The 15,639-nt window shown below is 58.7% G+C and carries 11 protein-coding genes; 8 read left to right on the top strand and 3 right to left on the bottom strand.

The window, feature by feature from the left end:
• The first annotated feature begins 229 nt into the window (after positions 1-229).
• From EIK79_RS05950 to EIK79_RS05980, 8 genes are all read left to right on the top strand, one after another.
• Positions 230-2,557 (top strand): cellulase family glycosylhydrolase, encoded by a 2,328-nt coding sequence (locus EIK79_RS05950; protein ID WP_124954215.1) that lies wholly within the window; start codon positions 230-232, stop codon positions 2,555-2,557.
• Positions 2,558-2,741: 184 nt separating this feature from the next.
• Complete coding sequence (locus EIK79_RS19220) at positions 2,742-4,142, top strand: hypothetical protein (protein WP_124954216.1); 1,401 nt, start codon at positions 2,742-2,744, stop codon at positions 4,140-4,142.
• 27 nt (positions 4,143-4,169) lie between these two features.
• Entirely contained in the window at positions 4,170-5,354 is a 1,185-nt protein-coding gene (locus tag EIK79_RS05960; protein WP_124954217.1) for a glycoside hydrolase family 5 protein, read from the top strand.
• Between the two features lie 29 nt (positions 5,355-5,383).
• On the top strand, positions 5,384-6,967 hold the full coding sequence (locus tag EIK79_RS05965) for a fibronectin type III domain-containing protein (RefSeq protein WP_124954218.1): 1,584 nt from the start codon (positions 5,384-5,386) through the stop codon (positions 6,965-6,967).
• A 47-nt stretch (positions 6,968-7,014) separates the two neighbouring features.
• Entirely contained in the window at positions 7,015-8,094 is a 1,080-nt protein-coding gene (locus EIK79_RS05970; RefSeq protein WP_221621697.1) for a glycoside hydrolase family 5 protein, read from the top strand.
• On the top strand, positions 8,004-8,708 hold the full coding sequence (locus EIK79_RS18710) for a PKD domain-containing protein (RefSeq protein WP_233737970.1): 705 nt from the start codon (positions 8,004-8,006) through the stop codon (positions 8,706-8,708). The genes EIK79_RS05970 and EIK79_RS18710 overlap by 91 nt, the downstream gene beginning before the upstream one ends.
• Positions 8,709-8,852: 144 nt before the next feature.
• Entirely contained in the window at positions 8,853-10,082 is a 1,230-nt protein-coding gene (locus tag EIK79_RS05975) for a hypothetical protein (RefSeq protein ID WP_124954219.1), read from the top strand.
• A 325-nt stretch (positions 10,083-10,407) separates the two neighbouring features.
• Entirely contained in the window at positions 10,408-11,679 is a 1,272-nt protein-coding gene (locus tag EIK79_RS05980) for an MFS transporter (RefSeq protein WP_124954220.1), read from the top strand.
• 76 nt (positions 11,680-11,755) lie between these two features.
• Here EIK79_RS05980 and EIK79_RS05985 read toward each other — a convergent pair whose 3' ends face one another.
• The 3 genes from EIK79_RS05985 to EIK79_RS06000 all read right to left on the bottom strand — a co-directional run bounded on the left by EIK79_RS05985 (position 11,756) and on the right by EIK79_RS06000 (position 15,612).
• Positions 11,756-12,520, bottom strand: coding sequence for a malectin domain-containing carbohydrate-binding protein (locus EIK79_RS05985; protein ID WP_185715529.1), 765 nt, complete (start codon positions 12,518-12,520; stop codon positions 11,756-11,758).
• Positions 12,521-12,776: 256 nt separating this feature from the next.
• Complete coding sequence (locus EIK79_RS05995; RefSeq protein WP_124954223.1) at positions 12,777-13,508, bottom strand: GNAT family N-acetyltransferase; 732 nt, start codon at positions 13,506-13,508, stop codon at positions 12,777-12,779.
• Positions 13,509-13,875: 367 nt separating this feature from the next.
• On the bottom strand, positions 13,876-15,612 hold the full coding sequence (locus tag EIK79_RS06000; protein WP_124954224.1) for an acyl-CoA dehydrogenase family protein: 1,737 nt from the start codon (positions 15,610-15,612) through the stop codon (positions 13,876-13,878).
• Positions 15,613-15,639 lie beyond the last annotated feature (27 nt).

Consider the following 15,639-nt stretch of genomic DNA (forward strand, 5'->3'; position numbering starts at 1 on the left):
GCGTGAGTGCCCCGTTGGCCGACGTGACGAGCGATTCCATCGCCGCAAGCGTGGGCGACGTAGCGGTCGACCTTCAAGCCGCGGGCGTCGATCGCTCCTCGTCCTCGCTGTCGCTCCGGCTCAACTTCTGGGGCGGTGGCAGTTCCACACTCCAGATCGAGGAGGTCCGTCTCCAGTAGAGCGGCCGGTCTAGCCACTGCGTGATCGCAACCAACCCAACAACGAACCCATGACCCACGATAGACGAACAACTGAGACGGGATCGAATCATGACCGAGTCGTCGACACGCTGTCCCGACGCGATGTCCTGAGATCCACGGTAGCAGCCGGTGCGCTCGCTGCCGGCATCGGAACCAGTGCCGTCGGCACAGCGGGAGCCGAGGTGATCCCGACGCCGCCGCTGCACGTCGACGGCAATCTGATCAAGGATCCGGACGGCGCGACGGTCAAAATTCGCGGTATCAACATCGCTGACCCAAAGCGAATCAACGTGACGGCCGAGGCACGCGGGAAGACGGCCGAGCAGGTTGTCACAATGCTGACCGATACGAGCCGGGATTGGCACTCCCGTGCGATCCGGATTCCGGTCCAGCCTGTCGATATCGGTGAGCATTCCCCCGGTCAGGGACCGCCGCCAGTGGCGTTCACCCAGAGTCAGTTAGAGAGTTATCTCACGAATCACCTCGATCCACTGATCGAGCACTGTTTATCGCGGGGCGTGTACGCCATCATCGACTATCACCGTCACCGTGATGTTCAGTGGACCGATACGTCGCTTCACGACGAGATCGAACTGTTCTGGGAGACGGTTGCCCCAAGGTACGCTGACCAGCCCCACGTCATGTACGAGTTGTACAACGAGCCACAAGAACCCGGTATGTGGGGCGATCCTACACAAAGTTCGAACTGGGCCGACGTGTGGCGCAACTGGAAATCGACCGCCCAGCCGTGGGTTGATCTGATCCGATCGCACGCGCCGGACACCCTCGTCCTGATCGGCTCGCCAAGCTGGGCCCAGAGTCCGGAAGGGGCGCTCGTCGAACCGTTCGATGGTAGCAATCTGGCGTACACCTATCACGTCTATCCAGGTCATCAGGTGAGCCAGCCAAGTTGCCACTGTTGGGATGACGCCACGGTGAACGGGGAGGGCGTCGCCAGCGTGTACGAGGAGTATCCGCTGTTTGTCACTGAGTTCGGCTGGCAAGAGGGTGGCGGGCAGTGGATCGGCGGCACGGACACCTTCGGCACGGCGTTTCTCGATTGGCTGGAACAAAGCGACGGCATCCACTGGACGGCATGGTGTGGTGATCCAGTGTGGTTGCCTGCGACGTTCGATACGCCGTTCACTGACAGCAGCTGGGAGGACAACATCGGAAACCCCTATGAGGAGACGGTTCCGACGGAGTGCTCGAACCTCCCGTGTGAGTGGTCGCTACTCACCGGAGACGGATACATGGGTGACAACGTTAAGAACATCCTGTATGATCTCCGAAACGACAGTCCGCCGACCGTTCCCTACGACCAGCAGACACCGCCGACGCCGTCGGGACTCACTGTTGGGGGTGTGACTGAAACCACCGTCGACGTATCGTGGTCGGCCGTGACCGACGCCGGCGACGCCGGCTTGAGTCACTACAACGTGTATTTCGACGGCGAAAAACACACGGACGTTCCGGCGGGCACGACGAGCGCGACGATCTCGGGTCTCGTCTCAGACACGACGTACACGATCGGTGTGAGTGCGGTCGACCGCGCTCGTAACGAGTCATCGACAGTGACGGCGCAAGCGACGACCGACATCTTCGAGGACTCGACGGCCCCGTCGGTGCCGGGGAGCGTCTCCTCACCATCGACCACCTATCGGTCGGTCACGCTCTCTTGGGACGCGTCGACTGACGCGGGCGACGCCGAGACGGCTGGTCTGTCCCATTACAACGTTTATGTTGACGGTAGCAAAGAAACCGAAATCGCGGCCGGGACGACCGAGACCACCCTGACCGGGCTGGATTCCGACACCACTTACGAGATCGGTGTGAGTGCGGTCGACCGAGCTGGTAACGAGTCCGCACGAGCGACACTGTCGGTGACGACCGAGTTGGCCGCCGCCGGTCCGGACGACCTGCTGATCAACGATTATGACGGCTCGCCAGCGTGGCCTGACTCGAATGATCTCGGCAACTGGACCGGAGCGGGCGGCTTCGAGAGCATCGGCGTCACCGACGGCACACTGCGAGTCGACTACGACGGGAGCGGCTGGTACGGCACGCAACTCTCCCAAGATATCACCGAGTATCCGATCCTTCGGATGAAAGTCGTCGGTGACAACGGTGGGGAACACCGGGACATCCAGCTCGATTTCGGCGGTGTTCTGGGAATGTTGAACCAGCTGACCGACGACACGATCGAAACGACGCCAACGATCGTGTCGGTGGATCTCGCGGCCGCTGGTGTGGACCTCGCCTCACCGGGACAGCTCAACCTCAAGTTCTACAACGGGGGCAACAGCGCTATCGAGATTGAGGAACTGTGGCTCGAACACGACGGAAGTAGCGACTGAGGCAGAGTGACCTCCTACGCTACGCTACTGCACGTACGCGATCAACAGGACATCTGGCAAGACGGCAACTCGACACTCGATATCGAGGAGGTCAAGCTCGACTAACACACGACCATTCCAACCCACTGATCGACCTGTCCGATCGACGGACGGTGAAACGGTGGGTTCTGTGAACACGAAAAACATGACACAAGACAATCACAATACTGACACGACGGACGACCGATCGACCGACGGCACTCGGTCCTCGTGGCACCGCCTATCGGGCGTGTTCGAGGACAGTTCTCGACGAGAGTTCCTGAGAGCCGGTGCCGCTATTGGCGCTGGTGGTCTCGCACTCGGGCTTGGAAACACCGCGACGGCTGCGAAGGTTGAGGAGATATGCAACTCGGATTACGGCACGATTGACGTTGCCGACGGCTTTACACTGATGGACAACCGATGGGGGAATCAGAACGCTCACCAGTGTATCTGGTACAATGACGACGGGAGCTATGGATACGATTTTGACGCCTCGAACACGGGTGGCGGAATCAACTACCCCGAGGTGTTCATCGGGACGCGTCCGTGGGGTGCCAGCACAGGCGTTGTCGAGTTCCCCATTCAGCGCCACGACGTTGATGAGTTCGTGATGGAGGTGGATGCCGACCTCGATATCTCCGGCGGTGAGTGGGACTGGGCCGAGGAGTGGTGGCTAATGGAGCAACCCCCCACCCAACAGCCCGAGACTCACCAGTACGAAGTCATGTTGCTTCTCGACTGGGGTGGCGGCCACGACCACGGTGCGGTACAAGATCCCAGCGCGTGGACCGATCGATTCGGCAACACGATCGACCTTTGGACCACCTACGACTCCGGCGGTACGGACGCCTATTTCTACATCTTCCGGATTCAGGGTGGTCACGACGGCGGGAAGATCGATATGGCGGAGATCGTTGAATATCTCAGTAGCAACGAGGGCGTTAGAGGCGATCTGTGGCTTTCTGGCATCGAACTCGGGAACGAGTACTGGGCAGGTGCTGTCGGAGAAACCACGTACAACACGTTCAACGTCACAATCAATGGCTCAACGTACACCAGTGGGACCGGTGACGGTGGCTCCCCGCCGACCGATACGCCGACGGACACGCCGACTGATACACCGGGCGACGGATTGGTGATCAACGATTACGACGGCGATCCGTCGTGGTCGAGCAACACGAACGACCTGGGTCAGTGGTGCGGCGCTGGGTCGTTCGCCAACGGGAGCGGCACCGTCAGCAACGGGGCGCTCGTCCTGGAATACGACAACGGCGGGTGGTACCAAGAGCAGCTCAACCAGTCGGTCACCGACTACTCGACGCTGGTCTTGCGCGTGAGCGGTGCCAGCGGTGGCGAAGAGAGCGACATCACCGTCGAGATGGGTGGCGTGAGTGCTCCGTTGGCCGACGTGACGAGCGATTCCATCGCCACGAATATGAGCGACGTGGCGATCGATCTTCAAGCCGCGGGCGTCGATCGCTCCTCGTCCTCGCTGTCGCTCCGACTCAACTTCTGGGGCGGTGGCAGTTCCACACTCCAGATCGAGGAAATCGCCCTAGTGTAACTGCAACTCCAACGATAATTACTATAAATGACACAAAACGAACGAGTGCACGGCAGCGATACGACAATTCAGGGTAACGTTGTTTCCCGGCGTGACGTTTTAGGTGCGGCGGCTGCTGGTGCTGTGGCGTTCACCGCGCCCGGCGTCGTCGGCAGCGCGGCTGCAGGGATTCCGACGCCGTGGCTCCATCGAGACGGCAATCTGATCAAGGATCCCAGCGGCAACACAGTGATCCTTCGTGGGGTCAACGTTCCTGATCCAAAGCGGATGGACACCAAAGCGTTCCGTCCGGATGCAGATGAAACGATCCAGCGGGTGACGAACGACAGTGATGACTGGTACGCCCGCGTCGTCCGGCTCCCGGTGCAGCCCGTCGACATCGGTGACCACAGTCCTGGCGGGATCCCGCCGGTGCCTGGCTTTACGAAGCGCCAACTGGAGCGCTACGTCAGCGAGCATCTCCGTCCAGCGGTCGATGTCTGTGCCGAACAAGGGGTATACTGCATCGTCGATTATCACCGCCACCGTGGTCAAGACGATTCACACGCGTACACTAGTCAGGGAATCCACGACGAACTCACGATGTTCTGGGAGACGGTTGCTCCGGAGTTCGCTGCGGACTCACACGTCTTATTCGAGGTGTACAACGAACCGATCCATCCGTTCCAAGGGCACTACGACCCGAACGTCGATGTCGATCCGACCGACGACGAAGCGATCGAAACGTGGAATACGTGGAAGGACGCGGCCCAGCCGTGGGTCGACACGATCCGTGCGAACGCACCGCAGAACGTGATCCTGATCGGCTCGCCACGCTGGTCTCAGTGGACCTATCAGGCACCCAGAAACGAATTCGACGGCGACAACCTCGCGTACACGGGCCACGTGTACGCCCATCCGTCTCTCCGACCGCTCTCGACGTACTTCGGTGAACCCTCACAACACGTCCCGGTCTTCATGACCGAATTCGGATGGGGCCCCTACGGCGCGGAGTGGCTGAAGGGGACCGCCGAAGTGGAAGGCGAGGAGTTCAAAGCGTTCTTCGAGAACTACGACGTTCACTGGCAGGTCTGGTGTTTCGACAGCAAGTGGTCGCCCGCAATGCTCGATCACGACTGGTCGGTCAACAGCTACGGCACCTTCTGGCAGGACGTTCTCGCACAGCGGCGTGGTTCTGATCTCCCTGCAACCGGAGCTACTGGATTCGAATAGCGCGACAACAACCCTTCACTCCGAAACCAATGGCACGGAACGATACACCCGAACTGGAATCGAACACCGATCACCGATCCGACGGGACGACCCCTCGACGCAATACCGTCTCACCGACGCTCCGACGCCGAAGCGTCCTGCAAGCGCTGGGCACTGGCGTGGCGTTCGGATTGTTCGGCGTTGGGTCGACGAGCGGCGCACCGGCCAGCTTCGGTGATGGTGTGAATCTCCAACCCTCCTACTTCTGTGATGGTGATCAGAACTTAGGCTGGGGTCTAATGAACCAGTATCCGGACATCCAGACGGTGCGGATCGAGATCGAGCCGTTCTCGTTTAACGAGATCGCAACGACGCGAGATGATGCGAAACGCTGGATCGACGAGGCTGCCAGTCACGGATACGACGTGATCGCGAGCTACCACCACTATCCGGACAACGGGTCGGCTGACTCACAGGCGCTACAGTCTGCAGCCGATTGGTGGGTGGAACAGTACGACTACCTCACACAAGACTCGTCGATCACTATCAACATGATGAACGAGTGGGGTGACCACACCGTCACCGCTGGTCAGTACGCATCGGCGTACAACGACGCGATCAGTACGGTGCGCGATGGCACTGACTACACCGGTCCGATCGTCTGTGACGCACCCGGCTGGGGACAGGAAACCCACCGGCTCGCTGACGCCGTCTCACAGATCGACGACGACGATCTCATTCTTTCGGTGCACGTCTATCCGAGCGGGTGGAACCAGGAGGCAAACGAGGCGCTCCAGCCCGCACACCTGGATATCGTGGACGAAACTGGCTATCCCTGTATGATCGGTGAATTCGGGAACTGGGCGGCAAACCCCAGCGGGGCCGACTGGTCAGCGATCGTCGATCACGCCAAATCGCTGGGCTGGCCGGTCATCGGCTGGGCATGGAATGGCGACGGATCGGACGACCCGATGAACATGTCCTCTCCGTATTGGGGCAATGACTGTGGTGCCACTTCCTACTCGGCGTCGTCGTATTTCAACGTCGTGTACGACAAGCTCGGAAGCGGTGGCAGCGGTGATGACACGACAGCACCGAGTTCGCCGTCAAACCTGTCTGTCACGGGGACGACGAACTCCTCGGTGTCGCTCGGCTGGGATGGCGCTACCGATACTGGTGGTTCGGGGCTGAGCCAGTACGTCATCACCGTGGACGGCAGCCGTGATCACACCGTCTCGGCTGGCACGACGCGCACGACAGTATCCGGACTGTCCGCAGGAACGAGCTACGAGATCGGTGTGCGTGCGGTCGACGGCGCAGGCAACGAATCGACGGCGGCCACCGTCACAGCGACGACCGCCGAGAACGGTGACTCGGCGGAGCTACTGGCGGAGATCGCTTCAAGCACGACGACGGCGGCGGTGGACGAACGGATCACGTTCCAAGTTGAGGACACGTCGGGCAGCGGGCAGTGGATCACCGCGTTGGATTGGGCGTTCGGTGACGGCACCACCGCCACGGGATGGTGGAACGAACACGCGTACGACGCGGCTGGCACCTACACCGTTGCGTTGACCGCGACCGACAACGAAGACGATACGACCACGCACGAAGTCACCATCACTGTCTCATGATCGAGAATAGACGCAGAGAATACGACTACCGAAAAAAGACAACAATGATGGATACGAGACAATCAGCTGACGACGGCGAATTGAGCGACAATGACGGGTATCGTACCGAAATGACGCCGTTTTCTCGGCGCACGTTCCTGCAAGCTACTGGTGCTAGTATCGCGGGACTCGCCATCGGAAACGGAGTCGGAACGGGGGCTGCGGCTTCCGGCCGGCTCCATACTGAGGGCCGGTGGATTCGAGACGCCGACGGCAACGACGTACGCCTCCAAGGGATGGCTCCCGCAGATCCGGGATTTTACCGGCGGTTCCACGCCAAGACGTTCGAGGAGGTGCTCGAATGGGCGACCGACGAGAGTCGGGGGTGGTATCCGAACGTCGTCCGTCTTCCGTTCACGAAAGACTCAGTCGACCATTTCGGTTTGGAGACCTACGTGACTGAGATCATGCGCCCGGCGGTCGATCTCCTCGCAACACGGGGGGTCTACGCGCTGGTCGACTACCATCTCATTCGGCCGTACACACAGGCAGCGACCGACGAGTATAACAACGAAAACGATGAGAATCTTGATCCGATCAACGACGTGATGGAGTCGTTTTGGGACCGAGTCGCCTCCGAGTTCGCTGCTGACGAACACGTCATTTTCGAACTGTTCAACGAGCCGACGCAGCCGGCACTGTACGGCGACGATCCCGGTGCGTGGCAGACGTGGCGCGAGGCAGCCCAGCCGTGGGTTGATCTGATCCGTTCACACGCGGCGGAGACACCGATCATCATCGGCTCACCGCGGTGGACATCCGTCACTCACATGGCTCCAGAGTACCCCTTCGATGGGGAGAACCTGATCTATGCTGGCCACATTTATCCATCGAACGCGCGCCGTCGGAGTTCGACCAGTACTACGGCCAGCCAGCGAATGATGTCCCCGTCGTTATCACGGAATTCGGCTGGGATCCAGCAGGCGGCAGCGTCGACCAAGGCACTACCTCCGGTTGGGGCGAACCGTTCCGTAACTGGGTCGAAGGCTACGGGAACATGGGTTGGATCTCGTGGTGTTTCGATGATTCGTGGGCACCGACGTTCTTCGACTCCCCTGATGCGGGTGCCAACGAGCCATGGACGCTGAAGGACGACCCTGAACAGATGGGTGGCTACATCAAGACGTGGCTCGGAGGAACGGGGAGTGATGACACGACGGCCCCGACGGCTCCCTCGAACTTGTCGGTCACTGGGATGACGAACTCCTCGGTGTCGCTCGGCTGGGAGAGCGCTTCAGACGCTGGTGGCTCAGGACTGAGCCAGTACGTCATCACCGTGGACGGCAGCCGTGATCACACTGTTTTGGCGGGTACGACGAGCACGACAGTGTCGGGGCTGTCGGCTGGAACGAGCTACGAGATCGGTGTGCGTGCGGTCGACGGCGCAGGCAACGAATCGGCGGCGGCCACCGTCACAGCGACGACCGCCGAGAACGGTGGCTCGGCGGAGTTACTGGCGGAGATCGCTCCAAGCACGACGACGGCGGCGGTGGGCGAACGGATCACGTTCCAAGTTGAGGACACGTCGGGCAGCGGGCAGTGGATCACCGCGTTGGATTGGTCGTTCGGTGACGGTACTACTGCCACGGGATGGTGGAACGAACACGCGTACGACGCGGCTGGCACCTACACCGTTGCGTTGACTGCCACCGACAACGAGAGCGACACCACCACCCACGAGATTACTGTTACCGTCTCCTAAACCGGACCGCCCTGAACCCTTCGACGGTGTTCCCCCACGCCCCTGTCGAATCGTGATTGACTATATAAGTATAAAACAATAAATTATTAATCTAGATACTATTTTTAATAGTTAAATTTAAGTTTTAGAAATATAATATATAATATGGTCAGACGACGGACCATACTGAAAAGTAGCATCGCCTTCGGAACATTCGGCCTTGCGAGTGTGGTGACCGGACAGTCCGCACCAACATTCGAGGCGACGGCAGACGATCAGCTTCCTTCGACGATAACGGCTGACACGACGATTGAGGAGTTGTGTCCTCAGTACAACGATCCGTACTACGTTCCACGGGACTTCCTTGATTACCTTCCTACGCAGTATTCGTCGGATTCTGCGAAGGCCACGCAGTTCGGTTACGACGCTGAGGCAGTTCAGAATTCAGTCGGGGACGGAACGTTGACTCTCGGTGATCTCGGAACGCAAGCCCTCCCGATCGTTCAGACCCTTGCGGCGGCGGATTTTCCGGCGCACGCGACTGCCAAGCTCCTTCCTCGGTTGGCTCTCTTGCCCGACGAAACGGAGTCGTTGTCACTGCACAATCAGCCCCAGAGCGTTTGGGCGGAGACTGCTGGACCGACCGTTGCGAGCAACAGTCCATCTCAGTTCACACAAAGCCAGTGGCCGACAGATGCTCGAACGTACATCCCCGAGGAAGTTGCTGAGCGCGATCGTGTCCATGATCAACCCCAAAACGAGGAATGGGGGAGCGCCGCACCGCTTCCGGACGATGTCCTGCACAACGACGCGAACCCAGTTCTCGACGCGGCGAGCGAAAAGATCCACCCTGTGAGCGGTGAGTCGCTCGGTGGCGATGGCTTCACCGCCACCGCACCGATGACAGCCGAGATCAGAATGCACGTCCTCAACGACGGCTACTGGTACCAGTATTTGGAGTTCGAGAACGTCAGCTCAGTCCCCTACCACCTAGACGGGGCGGTTCTCTGGTGGCTCGGACCGTCGGGAATGGGTTCGAACCTGGCCGACGGCCACTACAATAATGTCCAGCGCCCAAATTCCTCGCTCGGTCACCCCCAACGCGACGTTATTGAAGTTGTTCACGGGGACCATGAGGGACTTTCGGTGTATGCGACCCGGTTGGCGTTCCACGACCAACCCTACCACATGCGCACCGCTTACCCCAATCAGCGCTGGTCACTTGAGATCGGCACGCCAGTGTATGCCACTGATGTCTCCTTCCCCACTTCGGAGGAGCGTCAACAGCTTCTTGATACGATGTTGGACTCGCTCCACGTCGAACTGGAGACGAACATGGACCGAAACGACGACCTCGTGGAGGCAGTTGATCTGAAACACCGCGTTCCGAACTAAATCCGATCGAATATCTCCGATCGGAACTCGAAGAGATCGTATCACTACAGAGCTGAGGATTCATATAATAATCGATCTTTGATAGCACGAGTATAGGTAAATATGTTTTCATATATTATTGCTGTCTAATTATGAGGGCGTCACCCGATCCAGTACAAGAATACGACTTATAGTCGATAAGTAACGGATATTATCTACTCGAAAGGACACACAACGATCAATAAACATAACTAACATTCGTTATGATATCTGTCTATCTTTCATTTCTATCAAACAAAATCTGAGTTCAGCGAGCATTTTAGTCGTTGAGATACGTTCGATATGTATGTCACATTTCTTTTCTGATCAGTCACTTTTGATTCGGTACTATCTGTACCGAGCCACGATGTCGGTCGGATTCATCACGCCGATTTTCACGTTGTTCCTGTTGCGGTCGTTGACGTACACACAGTTTGCGGTGCTATCGTCGTTGTACTCGGTGTTGGCGGTCGTCAGCGAGGTGCCGACAGGGTATGTGAGTGATCGGTTGGGTCGGCGGGCGAGTTTGCTACTCAGTGTAGCGTTCACCGTCAGTTCAGTTGCTGGATTCGTGATCACGAACGGATTCGTGCCATACGCCTGCTTGTACGCGCTGTGGGCGCTCGCGTTGACGTTCCGCTCAGGAAGTATCGACGCGTGGTTGTACGACATTCTCGGTGAGCGATCTGACGCCGATCAGTTCAGTCGTGTTCGCGGACGAGGAGATGCGATACAGAATTGGACCGCAGCGATATCGATGGTCGGCGGTGGCCTACTATACGGAATCGAGCCGACGTATCCGTTTATCGCTGCTGCCGTGTTCAACAGCGTCGGCTTCGTTGCGCTGCTTTCTCTCCCAAAAAACAGCCAGTACGCTGAGGGTGGGACCGCGGATCGGCCTGGTCCATTGGCGGCGTTCAGCGTCATTCGTGATCACCTAGTCCGCCCCTCGTTGTGGTCGCTGGTCGTGTACATCGGGTTGTTTTACGCCGTTGTCGGTGTGGCGCAAGGCTACATCCAACCGATGGTGATCGAGACTGTGGCCCCTGCTGTTACGGCGTTCGGTGTTGATCTCCCGCAGGGTCCGACGGCTGCGCGTACTGGACAGGCGGGACCGACGCTGGCGTTCGGTGTCGGGGTGTTGTCTGCCGCTCTTACCGCGGTGGCCGCTCTGGGTGGTTACTATGCAGGACGGATCGAAAATCGATTCGGGGTTCGTCGGGCTGTGGTGGGCGTGTCAATGATCACAGCCGCCATGCTCGTGGTCCCTCTCTGGGTCGGCGTGGTAGCGTTGCCGACGTTCGCAGCGATGCGAACCTCGATGCCGATCCTCAAACCCATTGCCAACGGCTACATCAATGATCACACTCAGACAGTCGGGCGGGCGACGACGCTCTCGGTAGTGTCGATGGGATACATGGCACTGCGAACTCCACTGTCGCTCGGAACCGGAGTGGTGGCTGATGCAACCACGGCGACCACTGCGGTCGCCGCACTCGGTGTTCTTTTTCTTGCAGGCGGCAGCACTGTGTGGCTGTTCGGCTCCGTCGCGCCGAAATCGAATCGATACCGTAACTGATCCGGTTCCGTAGTTCGCCTTTCTTACTGTTCGTGCTTCGATGGCTGTTCGTACAGTGCCAACAGTTTGTACGGTATCAACGGTTCGTCGTGGTGGTATCAGTCACCCCCGAATCGCGCGGTCCTTTATCCACAATCTCGATGCCCGAGACGATGGGATTTTCCTCTCCCCGGTGGAACTGGATCGTCAGCGTACCATCTTCTGAGGTCGTCTGGAAAGCGTTGACGCCGCCCACGTCGTGACCGTGTTCGAGGAACGGGTTGTATCCTCTGAGGACAGTTTCGTTCTCGATGCTCACGTCGAACGACCGCGGGCCGGCTTCGGTGTAGGCCGCTTCGTCTGACTGTTGTGGTTCTCCGTCGGTGAGGTACTCTTCCATGACGTAGATACGGACTTCATACTCGCGGTCGGGATCGACAGGGAACGTCCAGGTCATCTCCTCGGATGGGTTGAAGAGCCCGCTTCCCTGTTCGAAGCGGTTCGTTTTAAACATCTTCTGGGGCACTGACTCGGACACGTTGTCTTCGACGGTGATCGGATCGGTAGTGTTGCTGACGGTTGTCTCCGACGCCTCGTGGTTCAGATACGTCGCTGGAGAGTTCGCGCTGTCAGCGATCCAATCCGGACCGTCGGGCGCGTCGAGTCGTTGCCCACCGACGTTGACACGGTATTCGACGCGTTCGGTTGGTGTTGGCGTCGTTGTCGGTGTCGCTGTCGGCGTCGTTGTCGGTGTCGGTGTCGGTGTTGCTGTCGGGGTGGGTGTCACTGTTGTCTGTGGTGTTTCAGTGCTCGGTGTCGAGGTGCTGTTCAAGACACCACCGAGCGGAATCCCTGATCCCATGATGACGACGATCGTTCCGATCAGGAAGATTCCTCCGACGCCGAACAGTAACCACTGCTGCCAGTTGCTTGAATTCTGATTCCGGCTTCGATCTCGATTTCGATTCCGACCTCGCTTTCGGGATCGGGAAGCACGGTTTGGGGGCAAAGAGCGAGACACGAATATCGGCTCGATTTAACCAGCACGCCCAATTATATCTCACGTTTTTGTATTCCAAGCGACAGCGATCCGTCAAGTACAGTGAGTGATGGAATGGCTAGAGGGACCGCGCCATCATCAGCTCGGCAGTGAATTCCCCGTCGATCATATACTGTTCCTTACGGATGGCTTCGGTCTCGAAGCCGTGATCCTCAAGGAATCGAGCGGCTTCTTGGTTCGTTGCTGGGATCGAGTTGTACACCCGCTGGTACCCATGGCTTGTCGCCCATTCCAGACTCCGGTGAAGGAGATGTCCACCGATTCCGTGTCGACGGTACTCATCAAGGACTCCAACAGTCAGTTTCGCGGCGTGGCTGAGCTTTTCGAGTTCGGGCGCTTCGATGTGTGCCCACCCGACGACGTCGTCTGCCACGGTAGCGACAAAGAACATCCGCGTCTCCACATCGTTGTGGCGGATGAGAACGCCTTCGAAATCAACCTGTTGGGCGACGCTCTCGGCCACGAGATACGTCTTTTCACTGGTGATCGTTCGCATCACGCCGACGATTCCAGAAAGGTCCTCCTGACGCGCGGGCCGAATCGTGTATCCGACGCCATCACTGCTGTACTCTTCCGCAGCACCGGCTTCGAGTGCAACACGCAGCGTGTCGTCGTGCTCTTCGAGATACCCATCGCGCTTGAGCACCGCCAGCTCGTGATGGAACTGCTCGGGATCCATTCCGAGTGCTTCGGCCGTCTCACGAGGCGTGGCTGTTCCCTGCTGTTCGACGTACTCGTAAATTCGTCGGTGATCCGGCGTTTCGAACGCAGGTGTTTGACGGGCTTGCATGGTCGTGATGACTAATCGCTCCGTGAGTATTTATCTTTGGTGCATGGTGCCTATTATCATGATCGTGTGGAGTGATTGGTTGGTTGGTTCCGGCTGTATGCAGGTCTAAGCGTTCCCCTTTTACTCGAAACAGAAAACCGTGAACCACAAACATCAATTCGGTATGTATCTGCACTGAAACACAGGTCGGTCTTTTGCCGTGATCGTTTTCGTTACCCTGTTCTCGGTGTTCGGTGGTACCACCCACCACTCGATTCTACAACGATCGAGAGCGGCTTTGGGACCAACGGCGCACCGTCGGCTGTAGTCGTCGTCTTGCTGCTTGTAGGCGTGTTGTTCGCTCTCGGACTCCGAACCTGAACCGATCTCACTCGAACCGGTCTGGGTGGAACCGTTCGTACCGGACGATGGCGTCGAACGCCGCGTTGGATGGCCGACTGTCGCTTGCAATTTCGCGGTCGGTACGGAGGTACGACCCGATGAACTGGCGGGCGACGAGTGCTTTGCGGGCGTCGTCGTCTTCTGTGAGTTGCCACTGCGCTTGTTCGAGCAAGATCGCGGCGGTCGTCACGTCGAAGACGTAGTCAGTGAGTTCCTTGGCCCGGTGTTGGGCAGACTCGATGCTGGTGGACCCGACGCTGGCGATTGCGGTTTCGAGTTTCTCGCGTTCGGAGCGGACGACAGCGGCCAGTGCATCGAGTGCCGGGTTGGCGACCGTGTCGAGTCGCTCGTCAATCAGCGATAGCAACGGTTCGTGTGCTGCTTCGCGAGCCATCGCTCGGAGCACGTCGAGCGCCATTACGTTCGACGGTCCTTCCCAGATCGGTAGAACCTGAGCGTTACGTAACAACCGGGGATGGACAAATTCCTCGACGTAGCCATCACCACCTTTGATCTCCATGGCATACGATGCGGTGTCGACAGCCAGTCTCGCCGTGCGGTACTTCGCAATCGGGATGAGAATACGCGCAAGCCGGCGGGCCGTCTCCGCGTCGGTACGCTCTCGACGGTGGAACGCTTCGACGGCTTCGAAGGTGAACGCCAGTGCTGCCTCGTGGTCGACTGCCATTTCGAGAAGGTCCCGACGCAACAGGGGGTGTTCATCGAGTCGCTTGCCGAACGCCTCACGGTTGGCGGCGTGGACCTTTGACTCCAACACCGACCGTCCCATTCCACCGCAGGCGGAAACGGCGTTATACAGCCGCTCGACATTCAACATCTCTGACATCTGTTTGAACCCGTTTTCCGGCTCTCCGATCAGGTACGCCTCGCTGCCCTCGAACACGACTTCACCGGTCGGTACGGTTTGGGTGCCGAGTTTGTCTTTCAGACGACGGAATCGGTAGTCGGTCGGCTCTCCGTCTCGGTCGTGGGTCGAGACGAGAAAGAGCGACAGTCCGTCGGTCCCGTCCGGAGCGTCGGGTCGGCGGGCCAACACGAGTGCGGCCTCTGAATCGAGATTCGAGCAGAACCACTTTTCTCCGTACAGCTTGTACGTGCCGTCGTTCTGTTGCTCGGCGGTCACCTCGTTTGCGCCAACATCACTTCCGCCTTGCTTTTCGGTGAGAAACATCGCCCCGGTCATCAACTCCTCGTACTTCCGTGCTGTCAGTCCATCGTAAAACTCCTGTAGTGTGCCGTCATCGAACGCGTCCAGAACTAGGGCCGCACCTCCCGTCATCGCTGCCGGACAGCCAAGTCCGACACTTGACGCGTACTCCATCAGGTAGAACTGCCCGAAATGATAGGGAACGGAAACGGGTGTCTCTCGACCCGGTGGTGCCTCAAAGACATCGGCAATGATTCCGGCTTCGTACACCAACCGTTCGTTTTCGAGATGGGCTGGATGGTACTTGATCTCGTTCGTGCGTTCGCCATGCTTGTTGTGGGTTTGGAGGGTCGGCGGATTGTTGTCAGCGATGTCTGCGTTGTCGACCACGGTGTGCCCGATTGTCTCACCGAACTCGCGCAAGCGGGGTGTGCCCCAGTCGAGTTCCTCGCTCTCACACCGGCGTCGAAGTTCGAACTGGAGCGCTCGGTCGTAGGTGTAGTAGTTGCAGTGTCGTCCCTCTTCCAATGCGGCGTAATTTATGGGCGTTGTCATACGCGGTTATGATTGCACCGTGATTTT

This window comes from Halocatena pleomorpha, assembly GCF_003862495.1.
In the GTDB taxonomy this organism is placed as follows: Archaea; Halobacteriota; Halobacteria; order Halobacteriales; family Haloarculaceae; genus Halocatena; species Halocatena pleomorpha.

What these genes read in the sequence shown, in the direction of transcription:
- EIK79_RS05985 (WP_185715529.1), bottom strand. Translation starts at nt 12,520, where the DNA reads ATGGGATCAGGGATTCCGCTCGGTGGTGTCTTGAACAGCACCTCGACA.
- EIK79_RS05970 (WP_221621697.1), top strand. Translation starts at nt 7,015, where the DNA reads ATGGATACGAGACAATCAGCTGACGACGGCGAATTGAGCGACAATGAC.
- EIK79_RS05960 (WP_124954217.1), top strand. Translation starts at nt 4,170, where the DNA reads ATGACACAAAACGAACGAGTGCACGGCAGCGATACGACAATTCAGGGT.
- EIK79_RS19220 (WP_124954216.1), top strand. Translation starts at nt 2,742, where the DNA reads ATGACACAAGACAATCACAATACTGACACGACGGACGACCGATCGACC.
- EIK79_RS06000 (WP_124954224.1), bottom strand. Translation starts at nt 15,612, where the DNA reads ATGACAACGCCCATAAATTACGCCGCATTGGAAGAGGGACGACACTGC.
- EIK79_RS05980 (WP_124954220.1), top strand. Translation starts at nt 10,408, where the DNA reads ATGTCACATTTCTTTTCTGATCAGTCACTTTTGATTCGGTACTATCTG.
- EIK79_RS05975 (WP_124954219.1), top strand. Translation starts at nt 8,853, where the DNA reads ATGGTCAGACGACGGACCATACTGAAAAGTAGCATCGCCTTCGGAACA.
- EIK79_RS18710 (WP_233737970.1), top strand. Translation starts at nt 8,004, where the DNA reads ATGGGTTGGATCTCGTGGTGTTTCGATGATTCGTGGGCACCGACGTTC.
- EIK79_RS05950 (WP_124954215.1), top strand. Translation starts at nt 230, where the DNA reads ATGACCCACGATAGACGAACAACTGAGACGGGATCGAATCATGACCGA.
- EIK79_RS05995 (WP_124954223.1), bottom strand. Translation starts at nt 13,508, where the DNA reads ATGCAAGCCCGTCAAACACCTGCGTTCGAAACGCCGGATCACCGACGA.
- EIK79_RS05965 (WP_124954218.1), top strand. Translation starts at nt 5,384, where the DNA reads ATGGCACGGAACGATACACCCGAACTGGAATCGAACACCGATCACCGA.